This is a genomic window from Sinomonas sp. B1-1 (assembly GCF_050474465.1).
Taxonomy (GTDB): domain Bacteria; phylum Actinomycetota; class Actinomycetes; order Actinomycetales; family Micrococcaceae; genus Sinomonas; species Sinomonas flava.
On sequence record NZ_JBCHVF010000001.1, the window covers coordinates 374,870 to 390,899 of the forward strand.

A 16,030-nucleotide genomic window follows, 5' to 3' on the forward strand; every position below is an offset into this window, starting at 1 on the left:
CGGCTGCAGATGATCCGGCGCCGTGCGGTAGTCGGCCTGGCGGCCTGCAGCGCGCTGCTGGCCGCCTGCGACGTCGCGGACCGGCGGCCAGCCGCCCTCCGTGCCCGGCCGCGCGAGGTTAGTGGTCGGCTGGGGCCGGGGGAAGTCAACCTCGGTTCGCCGACCGGCCGGGAGACGGTCCTCTACGTGCCCAGCAGCGTGGCGCCGGACGCTCCAAGCCCGCTCATCGTCTCCCTCCACGGAGCCGGCAGCGATGCGCGCGACGGGGGCCTGTTCACGCAGCCGCTGGCAGATCAGCTGGGGGCGCTCATCCTTGCCCCGTCATCGCAGGGCAGGGTCTGGGACCGGAACTTCGGGACGGATCTCGCACTCATCGACGCCTCTCTCGCGGAGGCCTTTCGCCGAGCCCGCGTGGATCCCGCCCGCATCGCCATCGCAGGCTTCTCCGCGGGCGCCTCGTACGCCCTGGCCCTCGGCCTCGCCAACGGAGGCCTCTTCAGCAGGGTCATGGCCTTCTCGCCGGGGTCCGTGCCGGACGGAGGGCGGCAGGGGAAGCCGCGCCTGTTCATCACGCACGGGGTCGACGACGAACTCCTTCCCATCGACCGCGCCAGCCGACGGATCGTGCCCGCCCTGCGCAGCGAGGGGTACGACGTCGCCTATGACGAGTTCGACGGCGGCCATACTGTCCCGCCGGTGGAGTTGGCGCGGGCCGCTGACTGGTTGGGATGGTGACGTGCCAACGCCGAGCGTCGCCACGTCGCGACACCGCGTCGGCAGGGCGTAAAGGGCGATTCCCAAGGCGCCGATAATGCAGATTCCGTCAACTAGCCGCTGGCTGTGAGGTTGGGGGGTGCTCCAAATCCGGAGTCTCCCATTTCAGTTGATCCGCCTTTGGAGTTCAATTGAGTCTTTCGTCGAAGCTGATGGCGAAGACATTCATGGCCGGCTTCCATCGGGTGGACCATCGTGCCCTGCCTTTTCCTTCCGGTGGCGGTCCGGTGCCCTGGTGCCAGGGAGAGGGATTTCAAGCTGCTGCGCGGACGCAAAGGGCGTTAGCAGGGGAGGAGTCCCGCGAATTCATGGTTTTGGAAGACCAAGGGATCTTTGGCATTACCGGTGCTGAGGCGCAGGACCCGGGCTAGGACAAAGGAGTGGTCCCCAATGGGCGTGACTTTCTCGATTTGGCATTCCAAGGCCGCGACCGAGCCTGTGACCAGTGGGGCACCGTATGCTCCTTGGGTCCAGAAGCTGTCGTTGAAGCGGTCCGCTTCCTTTTTACCGAGCTTGCGGCAGAACCGTGTCTGTGTTGATGCAAGAGCGCTGATGCCCAGCACGGTGGCTTTGTTCAATTGTGGCCAACTGGAGGACTTGCGACCGACGAAGAAGCCGACCAGGCACGGGTCCATGGAGATAAAGACGAATGATCCGACGATCATGGCGGCACGTTCACCGGTGAGTTCAGGCTGTCCGGCGACGACGGTGACGCTGGTGGGCACCATGGACATGGTGTCCCGCACGTGGGTGGGGTCGAGAGTGCTGGGCCGTTCGGTAACGATAGTCATGGCTGGCTCCTTCGGTTACCGGTGTTGCTGGATGTAGTAGAGCTGCTCGGCGTCAATCCGCACTTCGTATCCGTCGAGTTCGTCGATGAGGATGCGTGAGTCGACGCCTTCGGGTGCGAGCCACAGCATTCGGGAATCCGGGTGGCGTCTTCGATGCGTGCGCTTCTGACGTATGTGCCGAATCTGGCGGTATGGCCCCGGCCGGCGGCCGGGGCCATACCGCGTGGGCGGTTTGTCAGAGGTGGGTCAGGGCGACGTCGGCGGGGTCGGCGCTTTCGGGGGTGGCCGGGGTATGTTCGGCCGGCTCGCGGTGGAACTCGCCGTTCTTCATCACTGCGGTGATTTTGGTCAGGTCCTGCAGGATGGTGATGTCTTCGAGCGGGTTGCCGTCGACGAGGATCATGTCGGCGTAGAAGCCGGGCAGGACCTTCCCGAGTTCGTTGGGCTTTTGGAACAGTTCCCCGCCGAGGGCGGTGGCGGCGATGATGGCTTCCATTTCGGTGTAGCCGAAGAGCTTCACGAAGTGGTCCAGGTCGCGGGCGTAGGTGCCGCGGGGTGTCCAGGCGAAGCCGTAGTCTCCGCCGGGCAGCACGCGGATGCCGCGGCGCCGCATCTCCTGCATTGCCTTGACCGCGATGTCCAGTTCTCGGGCGTAGCCGGCCTGTTCGGCCGCCTCATGGGAGTAGCCGAAGGCTTCGGCGTCCTTGAGGGTGGCGACCAGCCAGTTGATGGCCGGGGCGACGAAGACGCGGTCCTTGGCGGCCTCGAGGAGGTCCATGCCCTCCTCATCGATGTAGGAGGCGTGGTAGATCATGTCGACGCCGGTTTTCAGGGAGATGAGCACGGAATCGCGGCTGCGGGCGTGGGTGCAAACGCGCACGTGCCGGCGGTGCGCCTCGTCGACGGCGACCTGGAGTTCTTCTTCGGTGATGTAGGTGTCGGTGGCTGCCTTGGTGCCGGTGATTTCCTCGCCGGAGATGCTGAGTTTGATCTGGTCCACGCCCAGTCCGATGGTTTCACGGACCACTTTGCGCATTTCCTCCACGCCGTCGGCGATCTGGGTGATGCCGGGCACGAGGTCCCCTGCGGTGGTCGCGATTTCCTGGCCGTTGGCCAGGTAGCGGGGGCCGGGGATCCGGCCGGCGTTGATGGCGTCGCGTACGACGACGTCGAGGCGCTTCTTGGCGCTGGCGGCCCCGAAGCACATGGTGTACCCGTAGTCGATGTAGTACTTGGCTGACTCCACGGTGTGCAGCAGGTGTTCCTCGACGTTCATAGTTTCCAGGCTGTTGAGGTCGCCGTCGTTCCAGGTGAAGTGGGTGTGCGCGTCGCACAGTCCCGACATCAGGGTCTGGCCGCGGCCGTCGATGACACGGGCTCCCTCCCGGGGCAGATTGCCCGTGCCGCGACGGACGTCGGTGATGCGCTCGTCGACGACGAGCACTTCGCCGAAGAAGGGCTGGGCGCCGGTGCTGTCGAGGATGTTGACGTTGGTGAAGAGGGTTTTCGACATGACTTCGTTGTCCTTATCTTGAGTTGTTGGAACGGTGGCTGTGTTCTTAGGGGACTTTGCGGATCTGCATGGTGATGGTCCGCTGGCGGCCTGACTGACAGCCGGGGCTGGGGCTGCTGCAGGCACACGCCTTCTTCGCGTCCGGCTTGAGCGTGGAGCCGGTGAGGAAGTCCAGGACCGCGGCGGTGACGAAGTCCGGCGCCTCCGGCACGGTCCAGTGGCCGGTGCCCGGGGCGACCAGGAGTTCGGCCTGCCCCAGCTCTGCTGCGATGGCCTCGTTCGATTCCGGGGTGCTGACTTTGTCTTGGCTGCCGGTCAGCAGCAGCACCTTGGACTGGATCCTGGCCAGGTCCGGGTTGGTTGCTGAGGCGAGGGCTTCGCAGGCCTGCGCGTAGGCTTCCGGGTCCTGGCCCAGGAGCAGTTCACGGACGAAGGGGCGCACCAGCGGGTTCCCGATCGCTGCCTGATCGGCGGTGGCGGCGGTTGCGACGGTGTCGGCCACCGCGGCCATGCCCTTTTCGCGGACGAGGGCCGCGCGTGCCCGGGTGGCTTCCTTGGCCGCCTGGGCCTGTTCGCGGACCGGGCCCAGCAGGACGACTTCCCGGACCAGGTCAGGGCGGGTTGAGGCCAGCTGCTGGACGATGAGGGTTCCCATCGAGTGGGCGACAAGGTGGGCGCGGCCGGAGGTGGTCTGGGATTCGATGACCAGGGCCAGTTCTGCGGCCAGGGACTCCAGGCTCAGTTCCCCGTCCCGGGGCGAGCGGCCGTGTCCGGCGAAGTCGTAGCGGGTGACCCGGAAGCGTTCGGCAAGTGAGGCGACGAGGGGCTCGTAGAAGCTGGTGGTGCCGCCCAGTCCGTGGACCAGGACAACATCGTCGCCGGTGCCGGTGGTTTCGACGAAGAGGTGTTTCGTTCCGACGGCTGTCAGTCCTGCAGGGATGGTCGCGGTGCTCATCGGCCTTCTCCGATCCGGTTCCGCAGTGTGCCGAGCTTGCTGATGCTGATCTCGACGACGTCTCCGCTGGTCAGGAACCGCGGCGGGGTGAAGCCGATGCCGACACCGACCGGGGTGCCGGTCGCGATGATGTCGCCGGGCTGCAGCGTGATGCCGGCGCTGATCGTTTCGATGATGGTGGGGATATCGAAGATCAGGTCGGCCGTCGTCGCCTTCTGCCGGGTTTCCCCGTTGACGGTGCAGTGCAGGTCCAGCGGCCCGTCACCGACCTCATCGCGGGTGACCGCCCACGGACCCATCGGGCAGTGGGTGTCCAGGCTCTTGCCCAGGAACCACTGCTTGTGGTCTTTCTGCAGGTCACGGGCGGTGACGTCATTGATGATCGTGTAGCCCCACACGTGGTCCAGCGCCTCGGCCTTGCTGATGCCCCGGCCGCCCGTGCCGATAATGACACCGAGTTCGGCTTCGTAGTCGAGTTCGGAGGTGACCCCGGTGTGCGGATCGACGTCCGCATCGGTGCCGATGACCGTGGAGGGCGCCTTGGTGAACACCACAGGGTATTCCGGCTGCGCGGTCGCGCTGGCCGTCGCGTCGTAGCCGGAGTTGGCGAACTCCTTGGCGTGTTCGACGTAGTTGCGTCCCACGCAGAAGATGTTCCGGCGGGGGAGCGGAATCGGGGCCAGCAGCTCAACGTCGGCCACGGCGATTGCTTCTCCGGTCAAGGCCCCGAGCTGGGCAGCGGCAGCGTCCCAGTTATCGATGAGCGAGAGCAGGTCCTGCCCGCCCGGTGCGGCGGTCACTGTGGAGGCGTCCTCGCTGAGGACGCCCGTCTGCTGAATCCCTTGGTGACGGAAGGTAACGAGTTTCAAGATGATCCCCTTTGATCGATTATCGATAATGTGGTCCTCATGACTCTACACGCCCGTGACCGACATCACAAGCGATTATCGATAGTTCCTTTGGGGAAGGCGGCCAGAGCCCTCCCGGGGGGAGGAAGGGCCTATTCCTGGGGAAGGATGGAGTACTCGTGCTGGTGTTCGATGACGAGCTTGGTGCAGAGGTCCGGCGTGCCGCTTTCGAAGGCTTCCAGGATCGGGACATGGGCTTCGGCCGCTGCACGCAGGTCCACATGGCCGCGCACCACGGTGGCCATGGTGCGCGCCTCGACATACAGGGAATCCCAGATTTCCAGCATGAGCCGGTTACCTGTCGCGGCGACCACGGCCCGATGGAAGTCCGTGCTGTACTTGGCGATGCCGTGGGCATCGTTCGTCGCCGCGGCCTCACGCATGCCGGCCAGGGCCTCGCGCAGCGGTGTAGGGTCAGCATGCAGCGCCGGATACGCCGCCGCCGCCGCCGTTCCCTCCAGCGCGAGGCGGACGAAATAGACCTCTGTGAGGTCATCCTGGGAGGCGGACCGGACGAAGGTTCCGCGGCGGGGGATGTTTTCGACCAGCCTGGTCGATGAGAGTTCCCGCAGAGCTTCGCGGACCGGGGCCTGGCTGACGCCGAATTCCTTGGCGAGCTGGAGCTCCACGAGGCGCATTCCGGGCGGGTAGGTTCCGTCAACGACCCTGTCCACGATGGTGCGCTTGACCTTCTCCGAAAGGCTCTCGTTCTCAAAAGCTGCTGACCCCGCCATGCTCCCAGTCTTTCATGATGCTCTCGTGGCGCCCGTCCCTTCACCCTGTTTCGGGGCATGTTCTGGATCTCGCGATGCGGGCTTCGGGTCCTTGAAGGCCCGGCTGGGGACAATGGCCAGGACAGCTGCGCCGGCGGTAAGAAGAAGGCCCCGCCTCCGACGGAATCCAAGACGACGATGGTCGGACTGAACACGCAGATCGGGCAATCGCCAAAGGGAGCTCAATTGAAAAAATTCGACAAGCATGGCGTTCAGGCAGAGTGCGATCCGGCGCCTGGTTGGACGGAGCGGACAGCAGAAAACAGGCCCTCTTGCGGGCACTCCCTCTCCTGTTCTAAAGGGCCGATAATCCACATTATGTCAAGTAATGGAGAGGTGGCCTCCTCTCGCCGTCCCAGCTGACAGCCCGCGCCCGTGCCCCCTCTCCCGCGCGCACCGATGAGCCGGACGGTCCGCCGCCTGCGGGACTCCGAAAACGTTGAAAACCGCGAGAGGTACCTCTGCCCCTTTTTGGCCCTCTGGGATGCAACGGCGAAGCGGCGCGCAGGTCAGTTATGTCAACTTGGGCCGTCCGCGCGCGATGTGAGAACTCACATGATCTCCCACCCGGGGCACCGTCCCGCCACGTCGTCGCCTGCGCCTCCCACTGCCGTCGCGCGCTGCCCTGTGCGCGCGGCTTGTGCTCGGGGCCACCTGGGCCCACTCTCTGACCATGGACACCAGCGCTTTGAGTCTGGGCCTCACGCTCGTGAGCGGCATCGCATGGACGGCCGTCTACGCGGAGGCGGTCAGGATCGGCTTCGCCCAGCGCACCTACGCGATGCCGGTGGCAGCCCTCACGCTGAACATCGCCTGGGAATGGCTCTACGCGCTGGTAGGACTCTCGGAGGGCGGCAGCGTCCAGACTGTCGTCAACGTGGTCTGGGGCCTGGCCGACGTCCTGATCCTCGTCACCTTCCTCCGATTCGGGTATGCCGAGTTCTCCGCACAGCTCGGCCGCGCGGCCTTCTGGGCCGGTTCGATCGTCCTGCTGGGCGCCTCGGCGGCCGTGCAGCTGCTCTTCCTCGCCGAGTTCGGCGACCGCCTCGCCCCGGTCTACTCGGCGTTCCTGCAGAACCTGCTCATGTCCGGGCTGTTCGTCGCGATGTTCCTCTCGCGCGGAGGGCCCCGGGGACAGTACCTCGTCATCGCCGTGGCCAAGTGGCTCGGCACGCTCGCGCCGACCCTCCAGTGGGGCCTCCTCTCCCCCTCGGGCTTCGTGCTCGGCGTCGGGCTGCTGTGTTCCGTCGTCGACCTCGCCTATATCGGCCTCCTGGCCGCGGCCAGACGCGCAGAACCCGCGCGCGTCACCGCGGAAGTCGCGGCGCCATGAGGGCGGGCCAGGAATCGTGGGAGTTCAGGGGCTCCCTCGGCTTCCCGACCCACGCTGCCCTGTACGTCCGCGACGCCCTCGGCCTGGACACCTCAGCGGACGACGTCGCACCGCCGGCACTCGCCACGGAGGTCCCCGACCGCTCGGATCGCCTCGCCCGCGTGGACCGCTCCGGCGCGCCTGGCTCGGCGTGTGGCATGCGCTGATCGACCGCCCGGACTCCCCTTCGTCGCGCTCGAGTCCCTCACACGCGATCCGTTCGTCGCCGCCGTCTGGGACGAGGCGGTGCTGTGGTCGAACACCGCGCGACGCGGCGCAGCGTCCGTTGATCCCACCGATCCCATCCACTGGAACGTGATGCACGCCGTGGCCGCCGACGTCGCGCGCGACCTGGGCGTCGGCCTGGAGCGGATGCGTGCGGGCGCGGAGTTCGTCCTGGTACGCGGTGACTGGTGGCGCCTGGCGGGCCCCTGCCGCCCGGGTGCCCGCTCAGCCGGACGAGCCCGCGAAGGCGCGCACCTCGATGGGCAGGCCTGTGATCTCGGCGAACCGCCGCGCCCAGCCGAGGGCGGTGTCGAGGTCCGGCGCCTCGATGATGTCGAAGCCACCGAGGTGTTCGGAGCCCTCATTGTAGGGACCGCTGGTGACGTGCACGCCTCCCCCGGCCTCCGCCGTGACGACGGTGGCGGTGGACGCGTCGGTGAGCCCGCGGCCGAACACGAAGGCGCCGGCGGCCCTGAGCTCCTCGGTGAGCTCGGCGAGCCGCGCCATGACCGGAGCGAGGAACTCCGGTGGGGGCACGACGCCGTCGGGCTGGTACATGCCGATCATGTACTGGGCCACCGCATCCTCACCCCGCCTCCGCGGCCGACTCGAGGTCGGCGATGACGATCCTGCGCATCTGCAGCATCGCGGTCATGGCCCGGCGGGCCCGTCCCGCATCGGGGTCCTTGAGCAGCTCGGTGAGCCGGTTCGGAACGATCTGCCAGGAGAAGCCGAAGCGGTCCTTGAGCCACCCGCACTGGCTCTCCTGGCCGCCGTCGGCCGTCAGGGCATTCCAGTAGTAGTCCACTTCCTCCTGGTCCCTGCAGTGCACCTGGATGGAGACGGCTTCGTCGAAGGTGAATTCCGGGCCCCCGTTGAGCGCGATGAAGGGCCTCCCGTCGAGCTCGAACGACACCGTCAGGACAGTCCCCGCGGGCCTCGGTCCAGCCTCTCCGTAGTACTCGACGTCAGTGATCCTGGAGTTGGGGAAGATCCGCGAGTAGTAGTCCGCCGCCTCCTTGGCCTCGTCGTCGAACCAGAGGCACGTGGTCATCGCTGGCATGGCACTCTCCTCTCCCCAGGGATTCTTCCCCTCCTCACGGCAAACTGGAAGGTTCCGGACAGGCGCACGACGCCGGGCGGCCGCCGCGCGCGCGTAGGCTTGGGGAATGCAGTCCTCCCCCGCCCAGAGCCGCCACGACGAGGCCGGGTTCGGCCGCCCTGCGAGCACCTCCACGCGCACAGCCGTTCTTGCCGCAGCCGCGGACCTCGCCGTCGTCCTCGGGTTCGCCGGAGTCGGCCGGGGCTTCCACAGCATCGAGAACCCGGTCGTCGGCGCGCTCGCCACGGCGTGGCCCTTCGTCGTCGGGCTCGCGGTGGCGTGGGGCGCCCTCCGGATCTGGCGCCGCCCCCTCCCCGTGTGGCCCGCGGGCGTCGCGGCATGGCTCGGTGCGTATGTCCTCGGCATGCTCCTGCGCGCCGCCACGGGCGGCGGGACAGCTCCGGCCTTCCTCCTCGTCGCGTTCGCCACGCTGGGAGCGTTCATCGTCGGCTGGAGGGCCGTCGCCTGGGGCATCGGAGCGGCCTTGCGGCGGTCCCGCCGCGGCGGCGGGGTCTCCGGCGGATAGGCTGGCGGGGAGAACACCGCTACACGAACGGAGGACCATGATCACGGCATTCGTCTTCATCCAGACGGACACAGCGCAGATTCCGGAGGTGGCCGAGAAGATCTCCGCGATCCCGGGCATCAGCGAGGTGTACTCGGTCACTGGAGAGTGGGACCTCATTGCCATCGCCCGGGTCCGCGAGCACGAGCAGCTTGCTGACGTTGTTGCGGACAGGCTCTCGAAGGTCGACGGCGTCCGCGAGACGACGACGCACATCGCGTTCCGGGCCTACTCCCGGCATGACCTCGAGGCGGCCTTCTCGCTCGGGCTCTCCTGACGACGGCAGAGGGCCGGGCCGCATCGCCGCGGCCCGGCCCTCTGCTGCGCGTCACCGGCTCATGCCCGGGTGAAGTCCACCCACCTCTGGAGGGTCGTGGCCGCCGCGCCCGAATCGATCGACGCCTCGGCACGCTCCTTCGCCGCCGCGAGCCGTTCGAGGAGCGGGCCGTCCGCGCCCGTGTCGTAGGACACGAGACCCGCGGCCGCGTTGAGCACGACGGCGTCCCGCACCGGACCGCGCTCGCCGGCCAGGACGCTGCGGACGACGGCGGCGTTGTGCGCGGCATCCCCTCCGCGGAGGTCATCGAGCGATGCGCGGGCAATGCCCAGGTCCGCCGGGTCGAGGACCGACTCGGACACCTCTCCGCCGCGGACCTCCCACACGCGGGACGTCGTGGTGATGGTGAGCTCGTCGAGGCCGTCGTCGCCCCTGAACACGAGCCCGCGGCTGCCGCGCGCGGCGAGCACGCCGGCGATGAGAGGAGCCGTGCGCGGATCCGCCGCCCCCACCGCGGACGCCTGGACGTGCGCCGGGTTGGTCAGGGGGCCCAGGATGTTGAACGCCGTGGGGATCGCGAGCTCCTTCCGCGGCGTCGCCGTGTACCGGAACGACGGGTGGAAGACCTGCGCGAAGCAGAAGGTGATGCCGCACTCGTCGGCGCACTCGGCCACCCGGGCGACCCCCATGTCCAGGCGGACGCCGAGAGCCTCGAGGACATCGGCGGAGCCCGACTTCGACGACGCCGCCCGGTTCCCGTGCTTGACCACCTTGGCACCTGCCCCGGCGATCACCAGGGCTGCTGTGCTCGAGATGTTCACTGTGTTCTGCTGGTCGCCGCCCGTGCCCACGATGTCGAGCTTCTCGCCGCCGATCTCGATCGGGGTGGCCCGCTCGACCATGGCCTCGACGAGCCCGGCGAGCTCCTCGACCGTCTCCCCCTTGGACCTGAGCCCGACGAGGAACCCGGCGATCTGCACATCCGACGCATTGCCGCCCATGATCGTGTCCATCGCCCACGCCGTCTCGGCCTGGGTCAGGTCATGGCGTGCCACGAGGGATCCGATGAGCGAGCGCCACGTGGGCGGGGTCGAAGTGGCACCCGGGGTGCCGGCAGCGTCGGTAGTCACGCCCCTGATGGTATCGACCCATGCCAGCGGCGGTGCAAAGCATGACCCCGGCCACAGGGCTTCCGCCGCGGATCCCCGCGGATCCGCATGATTTCGAGGGTTTGTAGAAAAAGTTCCCGGAAGGGGCGGTTCGCGTTGGGCGAACCTGAGGTTTGTAGACATAATGTCCTTGTGACGACAGCGACTCATGCCCCGACAACCCCGGCACATCCCACGCTGAATCGCCCCAACATGGTCTCGGTCGGGACCGTGGTGTGGCTGTCCAGCGAGCTGATGTTCTTCGCCGGCCTCTTTGCCATGTACTTCTCCCTGCGCGCCGCCTCCGGCGAGCTGTGGGCTGAGGAGACGGCCAAGCTCAACTTCCCCTTCGCGCTGGTGAACACCATCGTCCTCGTGGCGAGCTCGTTCACCTGCCAGATGGGCGTCTTCGCCGCCGAGCGGCTCCAGCCCCGCCGCAGCGGCGGCGTCTTCGCGTTCGGACGCTGGGGCATGACCGAGTGGTTCCTGCTGACGTTCCTCATGGGCGCGTTCTTCGTTGCCGGCCAGGCGACCGAGTACACGATGCTCGTCTCCGAGCACGTCTCGCTCTCCGCGAACGCCTACGGCTCCGCGTTCTACATCACCACCGGCTTCCACGGCCTCCACGTGATCGGCGGCCTCGTCGCCTTCCTCTTCATCATCGGACGTGCGTTCGCAGCCAAGCGCTTCGGGCACTACGAGGCGACCTCGGCCATCGTCACGTCGTACTACTGGCACTTCGTGGACGTGGTGTGGATCGGCCTCTTCCTGGTCATCTACGTCCTCAAGTAGCACCCGGAGCACAGCAGCACATCTCGCACCCGCGCCCCCACGGCGGCGGCAGGAAACGGATAGGAACGATTTCGTGAAGGCACTCTCGCAGAAGCGGCGTCACCCGCTGGCAGTCCTAGCGCTGCTGGTCATGGGACTGCTGCTGACAGGCGGTCTCTACTACGTGGCCAACGCGGCCAATTCGGCGAAGGCGGAAACCACGTACTCGGCGTCGGACGTCAGCGAGGGCGAGAAGCTCTTCGTGGCAAACTGCGCCACATGCCACGGCATGGGCGCCTCCGGCACGGCCTCCGGGCCGTCCCTCGTGGGCGTCGGCGCCGCTGCCGTCGACTTCCAGGTCGGCACCGGCCGCATGCCCATGCAGATGCAGGGCCCGCAGGCCTACAAGAAGCCTGTGCAGTTCACCGAGGAGCAGACCAAGCAGCTCTCGGCCTACGTCGCCTCGCTCGGCGCGGGCCCCGCCCTCCCGGACGAGGCCATGCTCGACAAGGGCGGCGACGCCACTCACGGCGGCGAGCTCTTCCGCGTCAACTGCGCCATGTGCCACAACGCCGCGGCAGCAGGCGGCGCTCTGACGCGCGGCAAGTTCGCCCCGTCGCTCGCGGGTGTGTCGGAGAAGCACATCTACGAGGCGATGGCCACGGGCCCGCAGAACATGCCGGTCTTCTCTGACGCGAACATCTCGCCGGAAGGCAAGCGCGACATCATCACCTTCCTCAAGACCATCGAGACCCAGGGCTCCCCCGGGGGCGCCGACCTCGGGTCCCTCGGCCCGGTCTCTGAGGGCCTGTTCGTGTGGGTCGCCGGCCTCGGCGTCATTATCGCCTTCACGATCTGGCTGACGTCGCGCACCTCCTGACGCGACAGCGCGCACCGCAATATGGGCCGCCCCCGTGGCGGCGAAGATTTGAACACCGTCCCCGCGACACATCGGGGGCCAGGAAGGATGAGGGGAAATATGGGCAACCATAGTGACGGCTCTCCCCAGCACGGGGGCGCCGTAGCTACGGCTGGTCAGACGGAGCAGAAGTTCGCGGACCCGGGTCTCCCGCCGCACCGCCTCCGTCTGGCTGACACCGACCCCAAGGCTGCGAAGCGCGCTGAGCGCCAGGTCACGGCGCTGTTCATCATCTCGGTGATCGGCACGATCGTGTTCCTCGTGGCGTACTTCGCCATCGATCTTGGGCACAACTCCGACATCGCGACCGTCCGCACGCAGAACATCCTGCTGGGCATCGGGACGGCCTTCGCGATGCTGGGCATCGGGACGGGCATCGTGCACTGGGCCAAGGCGCTCATGCCGGACCACGAGGTCTCCGAGGCCCGTCACCCCGTCCGCGAGGAAGACGACCGCGTCGCGGCCGTCAAGATCGTCGATGACATCATCGAGGAGACCGGCATCAAGCGCCGCCCCCTCATCCGCAACACCCTGATCGGTGCTGTGGCTCTGGCCCCGCTCCCCGCCCTCGCGGTGTTCGGTGACCTCGGCCCCAACGCCAACGACAAGCTGCGCCACACCATGTGGGCCCCCAAGGACGGCAAGAAGGTCCGCCTCACGCGTGATCCCGACGGAACGCCGATCAAGGCCTCCGACGTCACGATCGGCTCCGCCTTCCACGTCATCCCCGAGGGCCTGAATGACCTTGCCGAGGGCAAGCTCAACGAGAAGGCCAAGGCCGTCGTCCTGCTCATGCGTCTCAACCCGGCTGACCTGCACATCTCCGCCGGCCGCGAGAACTGGAGCTACAACGGCATCGTCGCCTACTCGAAGATCTGCACGCACGTCGGCTGCCCCGTGGCTCTCTACGAGCAGCAGACGCACCACCTCCTGTGCCCGTGCCACCAGTCGACCTTCGACCTCACGCACGAGTGCCAGGTGATCTTCGGCCCGGCCAGCCGTCCGCTGCCGCAGCTGCCGATCGAGGTGGACGCCGATGGCTATCTCGTGGCGTCGTCGGACTTCCACGAACCTGTTGGACCTAGCTACTGGGAGCGTGAGTACTCGTGAGCGGCGCTACCGCCTCCACCTACCAGCCGCCGACGAAGGTCGGCCGCATCGCCGACTTCGTCGACCAGCGGACCGGCGCTTCGGCCGCGGTCCGCGAGTTCGGCCGGAAGGTCTTCCCCGACCACTGGTCGTTCATGTTCGGCGAGGTTGCCCTCTACAGCTTCGTCATCCTGCTGATGTCGGGAACCTTCCTGACCTTCTTCTTCGACCCGTCGATGGCGGAGACCCACTACGACGGCGCGTACGTGCCGTTGCGCGGCATGGAGATGTCCGTCGCGTACGAGTCCTCGCTGCACATCTCGTTCGAGGTGCGCGGCGGGCTGTTCATGCGCCAGGTGCATCACTGGGCCGCTCTGCTCTTCGTGGCTGCTATGGCCGTGCACATGCTGCGCGTGTTCTTCACGGGCGCGTTCCGCAAGCCCCGCGAGATGAACTGGGTCATCGGCGGCGTGCTCCTCATCCTGGGCATGGCGGCCGGCTTCACCGGCTACTCCCTCCCGGATGACCTGCTCTCGGGCAACGGCCTGCGCATCATCGACGGCGTGATCAAGTCGATCCCGATCATCGGTACCTGGATCTCGTTCTTCCTCTTCGGCGGAGAGTTCCCGGGAACCGCGATCATCGGCCGCCTCTACGTGCTCCACATCCTGCTGGTGCCGGCAATGATCCTGCTGTTCGTCGCGCTGCACCTGCTCTTCGTGGTCGTCCACAAGCACACGCAGTACCCTGGCCCGGGTCGCAATGACGGCAACGTCGTCGGCTACCCGCTTGGCCCGGTCTACGCGGCGAAGGCCGGCGGCTTCTTCTTCATCGTGTTCGGCGTGATCGCGGCAATGGCTGCCTTCTTCACCATCAACCCGATCTGGAACTACGGCCCGTACGACCCCTCCCCGGTGTCCGCGGGCACGCAGCCCGACTGGTACATCGGATGGGTCGACGGCGCGCTCCGCCTGATGCCGGGCGTGCTCGGTTCGCTCGACGGCTACCGTCAGCACTTCGAGTTCGTGATCTTCGGGCAGACGCTGACGCTCAACGTCCTCCTGCCGGCCCTGGTGCCCGCGGGCCTCGTCTTCACGGTCCTGTTCACGTACCCGTGGATCGAGCGGTGGATCACGAAGGACGAGCGCGAGCACCACGTTCTCGACCGCCCCCGCAACGCCCCCACGCGTACAGCGATCGGCATGGCCGGGTTCACGTTCTACTGCGTCATGTGGGCCGCGGCCAGCTCGGACCTGATCGCGACGCATTTCCATGTCTCGCTCAATGACGTGACGTACTGGCTGCGCACGCTGTTCTTCCTCGGCCCGATCATCGCCTTCGTGGTGACGAAGCGTGTGGCCCTGGCGCTCCAGCGCAAGGACCGCGAGATCGCGCTGCACGGTCGGGAGACCGGACGCATCGTGCGCCTCCCGCACGGAGAGTTCATCGAGGTCCACGCGCCGCTGGACGAGTACAAGCGCTACCGGCTGGTGGGCTTCGAGTCGCCCGAGGTGCTGCCCGCCCAGCCGAACGCCAAGGGCGTCGTCGATCGGAAGGAGCGCCGCCGCGCCAAGCTCTCGCGGTGGTTCTTCGAGGACCGCGTCGCGCCGGCCACTCCGGCTGAGCTCGAAGCTGCCCATGCGCATGGGCACCACGAGGCCATCGAGCCCGCCGAAGAGGCGAAGAGCCTCGGTCGCCGCTAGGCGATAGAAGCACCGTCACAGTCAGAGGGCCCCGCAGCAGCAGCTGCGGGGCCCTCTGACTTGTCTGCTGGGGTGGTTGCGCTGGAGTGGTGACTGAGAGCGGTGTCCGCTGCGCCGTCTCCGCCGAGCGGTGTCTGCTGCGCCGTCTCCGGTTTCAGGACGCACCGCTCCCCCGCGGACCGAGCCCTGACAGGCCACGGAAGGGGGGTCAGAGGCCCGTGAACCTCTTGGAGGAATAGCTGCGGGGCGAGCGCACCCCAGGGCGCTGGAGGGGCACCCAGAGCTTGTAGCGGTCGGCCCGGTAGTAGGAGACCGAGTAGTCCACGACGGACTTCGAGACGTAGGCATGCCGCTGGATTTTCAGCAGCGGCGCTCCCATGTCGACGTTCAGCAGGCGGGCCGTCGACGGCGAGGCAGCCGTTGCCTCGATGGTGTCCTCGCCCCACTCCATGACGAGTCCGTACTGCTCGCTCAGCACCTGGTACAGGGACGTGGGCGGCGGACCGTCGACGAAGCCGGGGACACGGCTGGCGACGATGTAGTTCTCGTCGACGCTCATGGGCTCCTTGTCCGCAAGCAGAAGGCGACGGAACCGTACGACCGGTGTGCCCTCGTCAACCTGCAGCTCCCGCGCCAGGTACGCGGACGCACCGATCTGCTCGAAGCTCAGGACCCGCGCGTCCGGCACCATCCCGCGGCGCTGCATCTCCTCGCTGTACGAGGTGAGCTTCATCTGCAGGTCGAGCTTCGGGCGGCTGACGAACGTGCCGAGGCCGACGATCCTGTCGAGCACTCCCTCGGCCACGAGGGCGTCGATGGCCTGCCGCACCGTCATTCGCGCCACGCCGAAGCGCAGGGAGAGGTCTCGTTCCGAGGGCAGGGCGGCACCCGGAGCCAACCGGGTGCTGATGTGCGATCGGAGGATCTCACGGAGCTGGACGTACATCGCCGTCTTGGAGGCGCGGTCCAGCTGGCCCTCAATGGCCTCTGCGTTGTCCACAGGACTCCTCATTTCTGGTTCCGACTCCATCGTGCCACAGGGCCCGGAATGGGCGGGAACGCCGCCGGTGGTGAGGTCGCCCGCACAGTACGCGCACGCAGACAAGGCCTGGGGCCGGCGTCCCGAAGGATGCCGGCCCCAGGCC

18 protein-coding genes are annotated in these 16,030 nt (G+C 67.4%); 9 read left to right on the forward strand and 9 right to left on the reverse strand.

Annotation, left to right across the window (positions count from 1 at the left end; genetic code table 11):
- Nucleotides 1-9 precede the first annotated feature (9 nt).
- Complete coding sequence (locus ACQ5BE_RS01750) at nt 10-735, forward strand: alpha/beta hydrolase (RefSeq protein ID WP_430295218.1); 726 nt, start codon at nt 10-12, stop codon at nt 733-735.
- Between the two features lie 320 nt (nt 736-1,055).
- Here the strand turns inward: ACQ5BE_RS01750 and ACQ5BE_RS01755 are convergent, their stop codons facing one another.
- The 5 genes from ACQ5BE_RS01755 to ACQ5BE_RS01775 form a co-directional block, all read right to left on the reverse strand.
- A complete protein-coding gene (locus ACQ5BE_RS01755; protein ID WP_430295219.1) occupies nt 1,056-1,565 on the reverse strand; it encodes a flavin reductase family protein in 510 nt (169 codons plus the stop codon).
- 235 nt (nt 1,566-1,800) lie between these two features.
- Nucleotides 1,801-3,204, reverse strand: a complete 1,404-nt coding sequence (locus ACQ5BE_RS01760; protein ID WP_430295220.1) for an amidohydrolase family protein — start codon at nt 3,202-3,204, stop codon at nt 1,801-1,803.
- Nucleotides 3,125-4,033 carry an alpha/beta fold hydrolase gene (locus ACQ5BE_RS01765; protein ID WP_430295222.1) on the reverse strand — a complete coding sequence of 303 codons (909 nt, stop codon included), beginning with the start codon at nt 4,031-4,033 and terminating at the stop codon, nt 3,125-3,127. Before ACQ5BE_RS01765 ends, ACQ5BE_RS01760 begins: the two co-directional genes overlap by 80 nt.
- Nucleotides 4,030-4,902 carry a fumarylacetoacetate hydrolase family protein gene (locus ACQ5BE_RS01770; protein ID WP_413250886.1) on the reverse strand — a complete coding sequence of 291 codons (873 nt, stop codon included), beginning with the start codon at nt 4,900-4,902 and terminating at the stop codon, nt 4,030-4,032. The genes ACQ5BE_RS01765 and ACQ5BE_RS01770 overlap by 4 nt, the downstream gene beginning before the upstream one ends.
- Before the next feature lie 131 nt (nt 4,903-5,033).
- The gene (locus ACQ5BE_RS01775; protein WP_430295224.1) at nt 5,034-5,675 is read right to left on the reverse strand and encodes a GntR family transcriptional regulator; all 642 of its coding nucleotides are present in this window, start codon (nt 5,673-5,675) and stop codon (nt 5,034-5,036) included.
- A 712-nt stretch (nt 5,676-6,387) separates the two neighbouring features.
- On the opposite strand from ACQ5BE_RS01775, the gene ACQ5BE_RS01780 reads away from it, so the two are divergent.
- Together ACQ5BE_RS01780 and ACQ5BE_RS01785 are read left to right on the forward strand one after the other, a co-directional pair.
- Nucleotides 6,388-7,047 (forward strand): hypothetical protein, encoded by a 660-nt coding sequence (locus ACQ5BE_RS01780; protein ID WP_430295225.1) that lies wholly within the window; start codon nt 6,388-6,390, stop codon nt 7,045-7,047.
- On the forward strand, nt 7,044-7,253 hold the full coding sequence (locus tag ACQ5BE_RS01785) for a hypothetical protein (RefSeq protein ID WP_430295226.1): 210 nt from the start codon (nt 7,044-7,046) through the stop codon (nt 7,251-7,253). Before ACQ5BE_RS01780 ends, ACQ5BE_RS01785 begins: the two co-directional genes overlap by 4 nt.
- Before the next feature lie 283 nt (nt 7,254-7,536).
- Here the strand turns inward: ACQ5BE_RS01785 and ACQ5BE_RS01790 are convergent, their stop codons facing one another.
- Nucleotides 7,537-7,890 carry a YciI family protein gene (locus tag ACQ5BE_RS01790; RefSeq protein ID WP_430295227.1) on the reverse strand — a complete coding sequence of 118 codons (354 nt, stop codon included), beginning with the start codon at nt 7,888-7,890 and terminating at the stop codon, nt 7,537-7,539.
- A gap of 7 nt (nt 7,891-7,897) precedes the next feature.
- On the reverse strand, nt 7,898-8,374 hold the full coding sequence (locus tag ACQ5BE_RS01795; protein WP_430295228.1) for a VOC family protein: 477 nt from the start codon (nt 8,372-8,374) through the stop codon (nt 7,898-7,900).
- Between the two features lie 106 nt (nt 8,375-8,480).
- Here ACQ5BE_RS01795 and ACQ5BE_RS01800 point away from each other — a divergent pair, with 106 nt between their 5' ends.
- Together ACQ5BE_RS01800 and ACQ5BE_RS01805 are read left to right on the forward strand one after the other, a co-directional pair.
- Nucleotides 8,481-8,939: a DUF3054 domain-containing protein gene (locus ACQ5BE_RS01800; protein WP_430295229.1), complete on the forward strand. Its 459-nt coding sequence runs from the start codon at nt 8,481-8,483 to the stop codon at nt 8,937-8,939.
- Between the two features lie 37 nt (nt 8,940-8,976).
- Nucleotides 8,977-9,255, forward strand: a complete 279-nt coding sequence (locus tag ACQ5BE_RS01805; RefSeq protein ID WP_208712576.1) for an Lrp/AsnC family transcriptional regulator — start codon at nt 8,977-8,979, stop codon at nt 9,253-9,255.
- 59 nt (nt 9,256-9,314) lie between these two features.
- Here the strand turns inward: ACQ5BE_RS01805 and trpD are convergent, their stop codons facing one another.
- On the reverse strand, nt 9,315-10,385 hold the full coding sequence (trpD, locus tag ACQ5BE_RS01810) for an anthranilate phosphoribosyltransferase (RefSeq protein WP_430295230.1): 1,071 nt from the start codon (nt 10,383-10,385) through the stop codon (nt 9,315-9,317).
- Nucleotides 10,386-10,556: 171 nt separating this feature from the next.
- On the opposite strand from trpD, the gene ctaE reads away from it, so the two are divergent.
- From ctaE to qcrB, 4 genes are all read left to right on the forward strand, one after another.
- A complete protein-coding gene (ctaE, locus tag ACQ5BE_RS01815; RefSeq protein ID WP_430295231.1) occupies nt 10,557-11,195 on the forward strand; it encodes an aa3-type cytochrome oxidase subunit III in 639 nt (212 codons plus the stop codon).
- A gap of 73 nt (nt 11,196-11,268) precedes the next feature.
- Nucleotides 11,269-12,054 (forward strand): cytochrome bc1 complex diheme cytochrome c subunit, encoded by a 786-nt coding sequence (gene qcrC / locus ACQ5BE_RS01820; RefSeq protein ID WP_344298173.1) that lies wholly within the window; start codon nt 11,269-11,271, stop codon nt 12,052-12,054.
- A gap of 99 nt (nt 12,055-12,153) precedes the next feature.
- The gene (gene qcrA / locus ACQ5BE_RS01825) at nt 12,154-13,203 is read left to right on the forward strand and encodes a cytochrome bc1 complex Rieske iron-sulfur subunit (RefSeq protein WP_208712580.1); all 1,050 of its coding nucleotides are present in this window, start codon (nt 12,154-12,156) and stop codon (nt 13,201-13,203) included.
- Complete coding sequence (qcrB, locus tag ACQ5BE_RS01830; protein ID WP_430295232.1) at nt 13,200-14,885, forward strand: cytochrome bc1 complex cytochrome b subunit; 1,686 nt, start codon at nt 13,200-13,202, stop codon at nt 14,883-14,885. The genes qcrA and qcrB overlap by 4 nt, the downstream gene beginning before the upstream one ends.
- 208 nt (nt 14,886-15,093) lie before the next feature.
- On the opposite strand, the gene ACQ5BE_RS01835 is transcribed toward qcrB, so the two are convergent.
- Complete coding sequence (locus ACQ5BE_RS01835) at nt 15,094-15,831, reverse strand: GntR family transcriptional regulator (RefSeq protein WP_430295757.1); 738 nt, start codon at nt 15,829-15,831, stop codon at nt 15,094-15,096.
- Between the last annotated feature and the right edge of the window lie 199 nt (nt 15,832-16,030).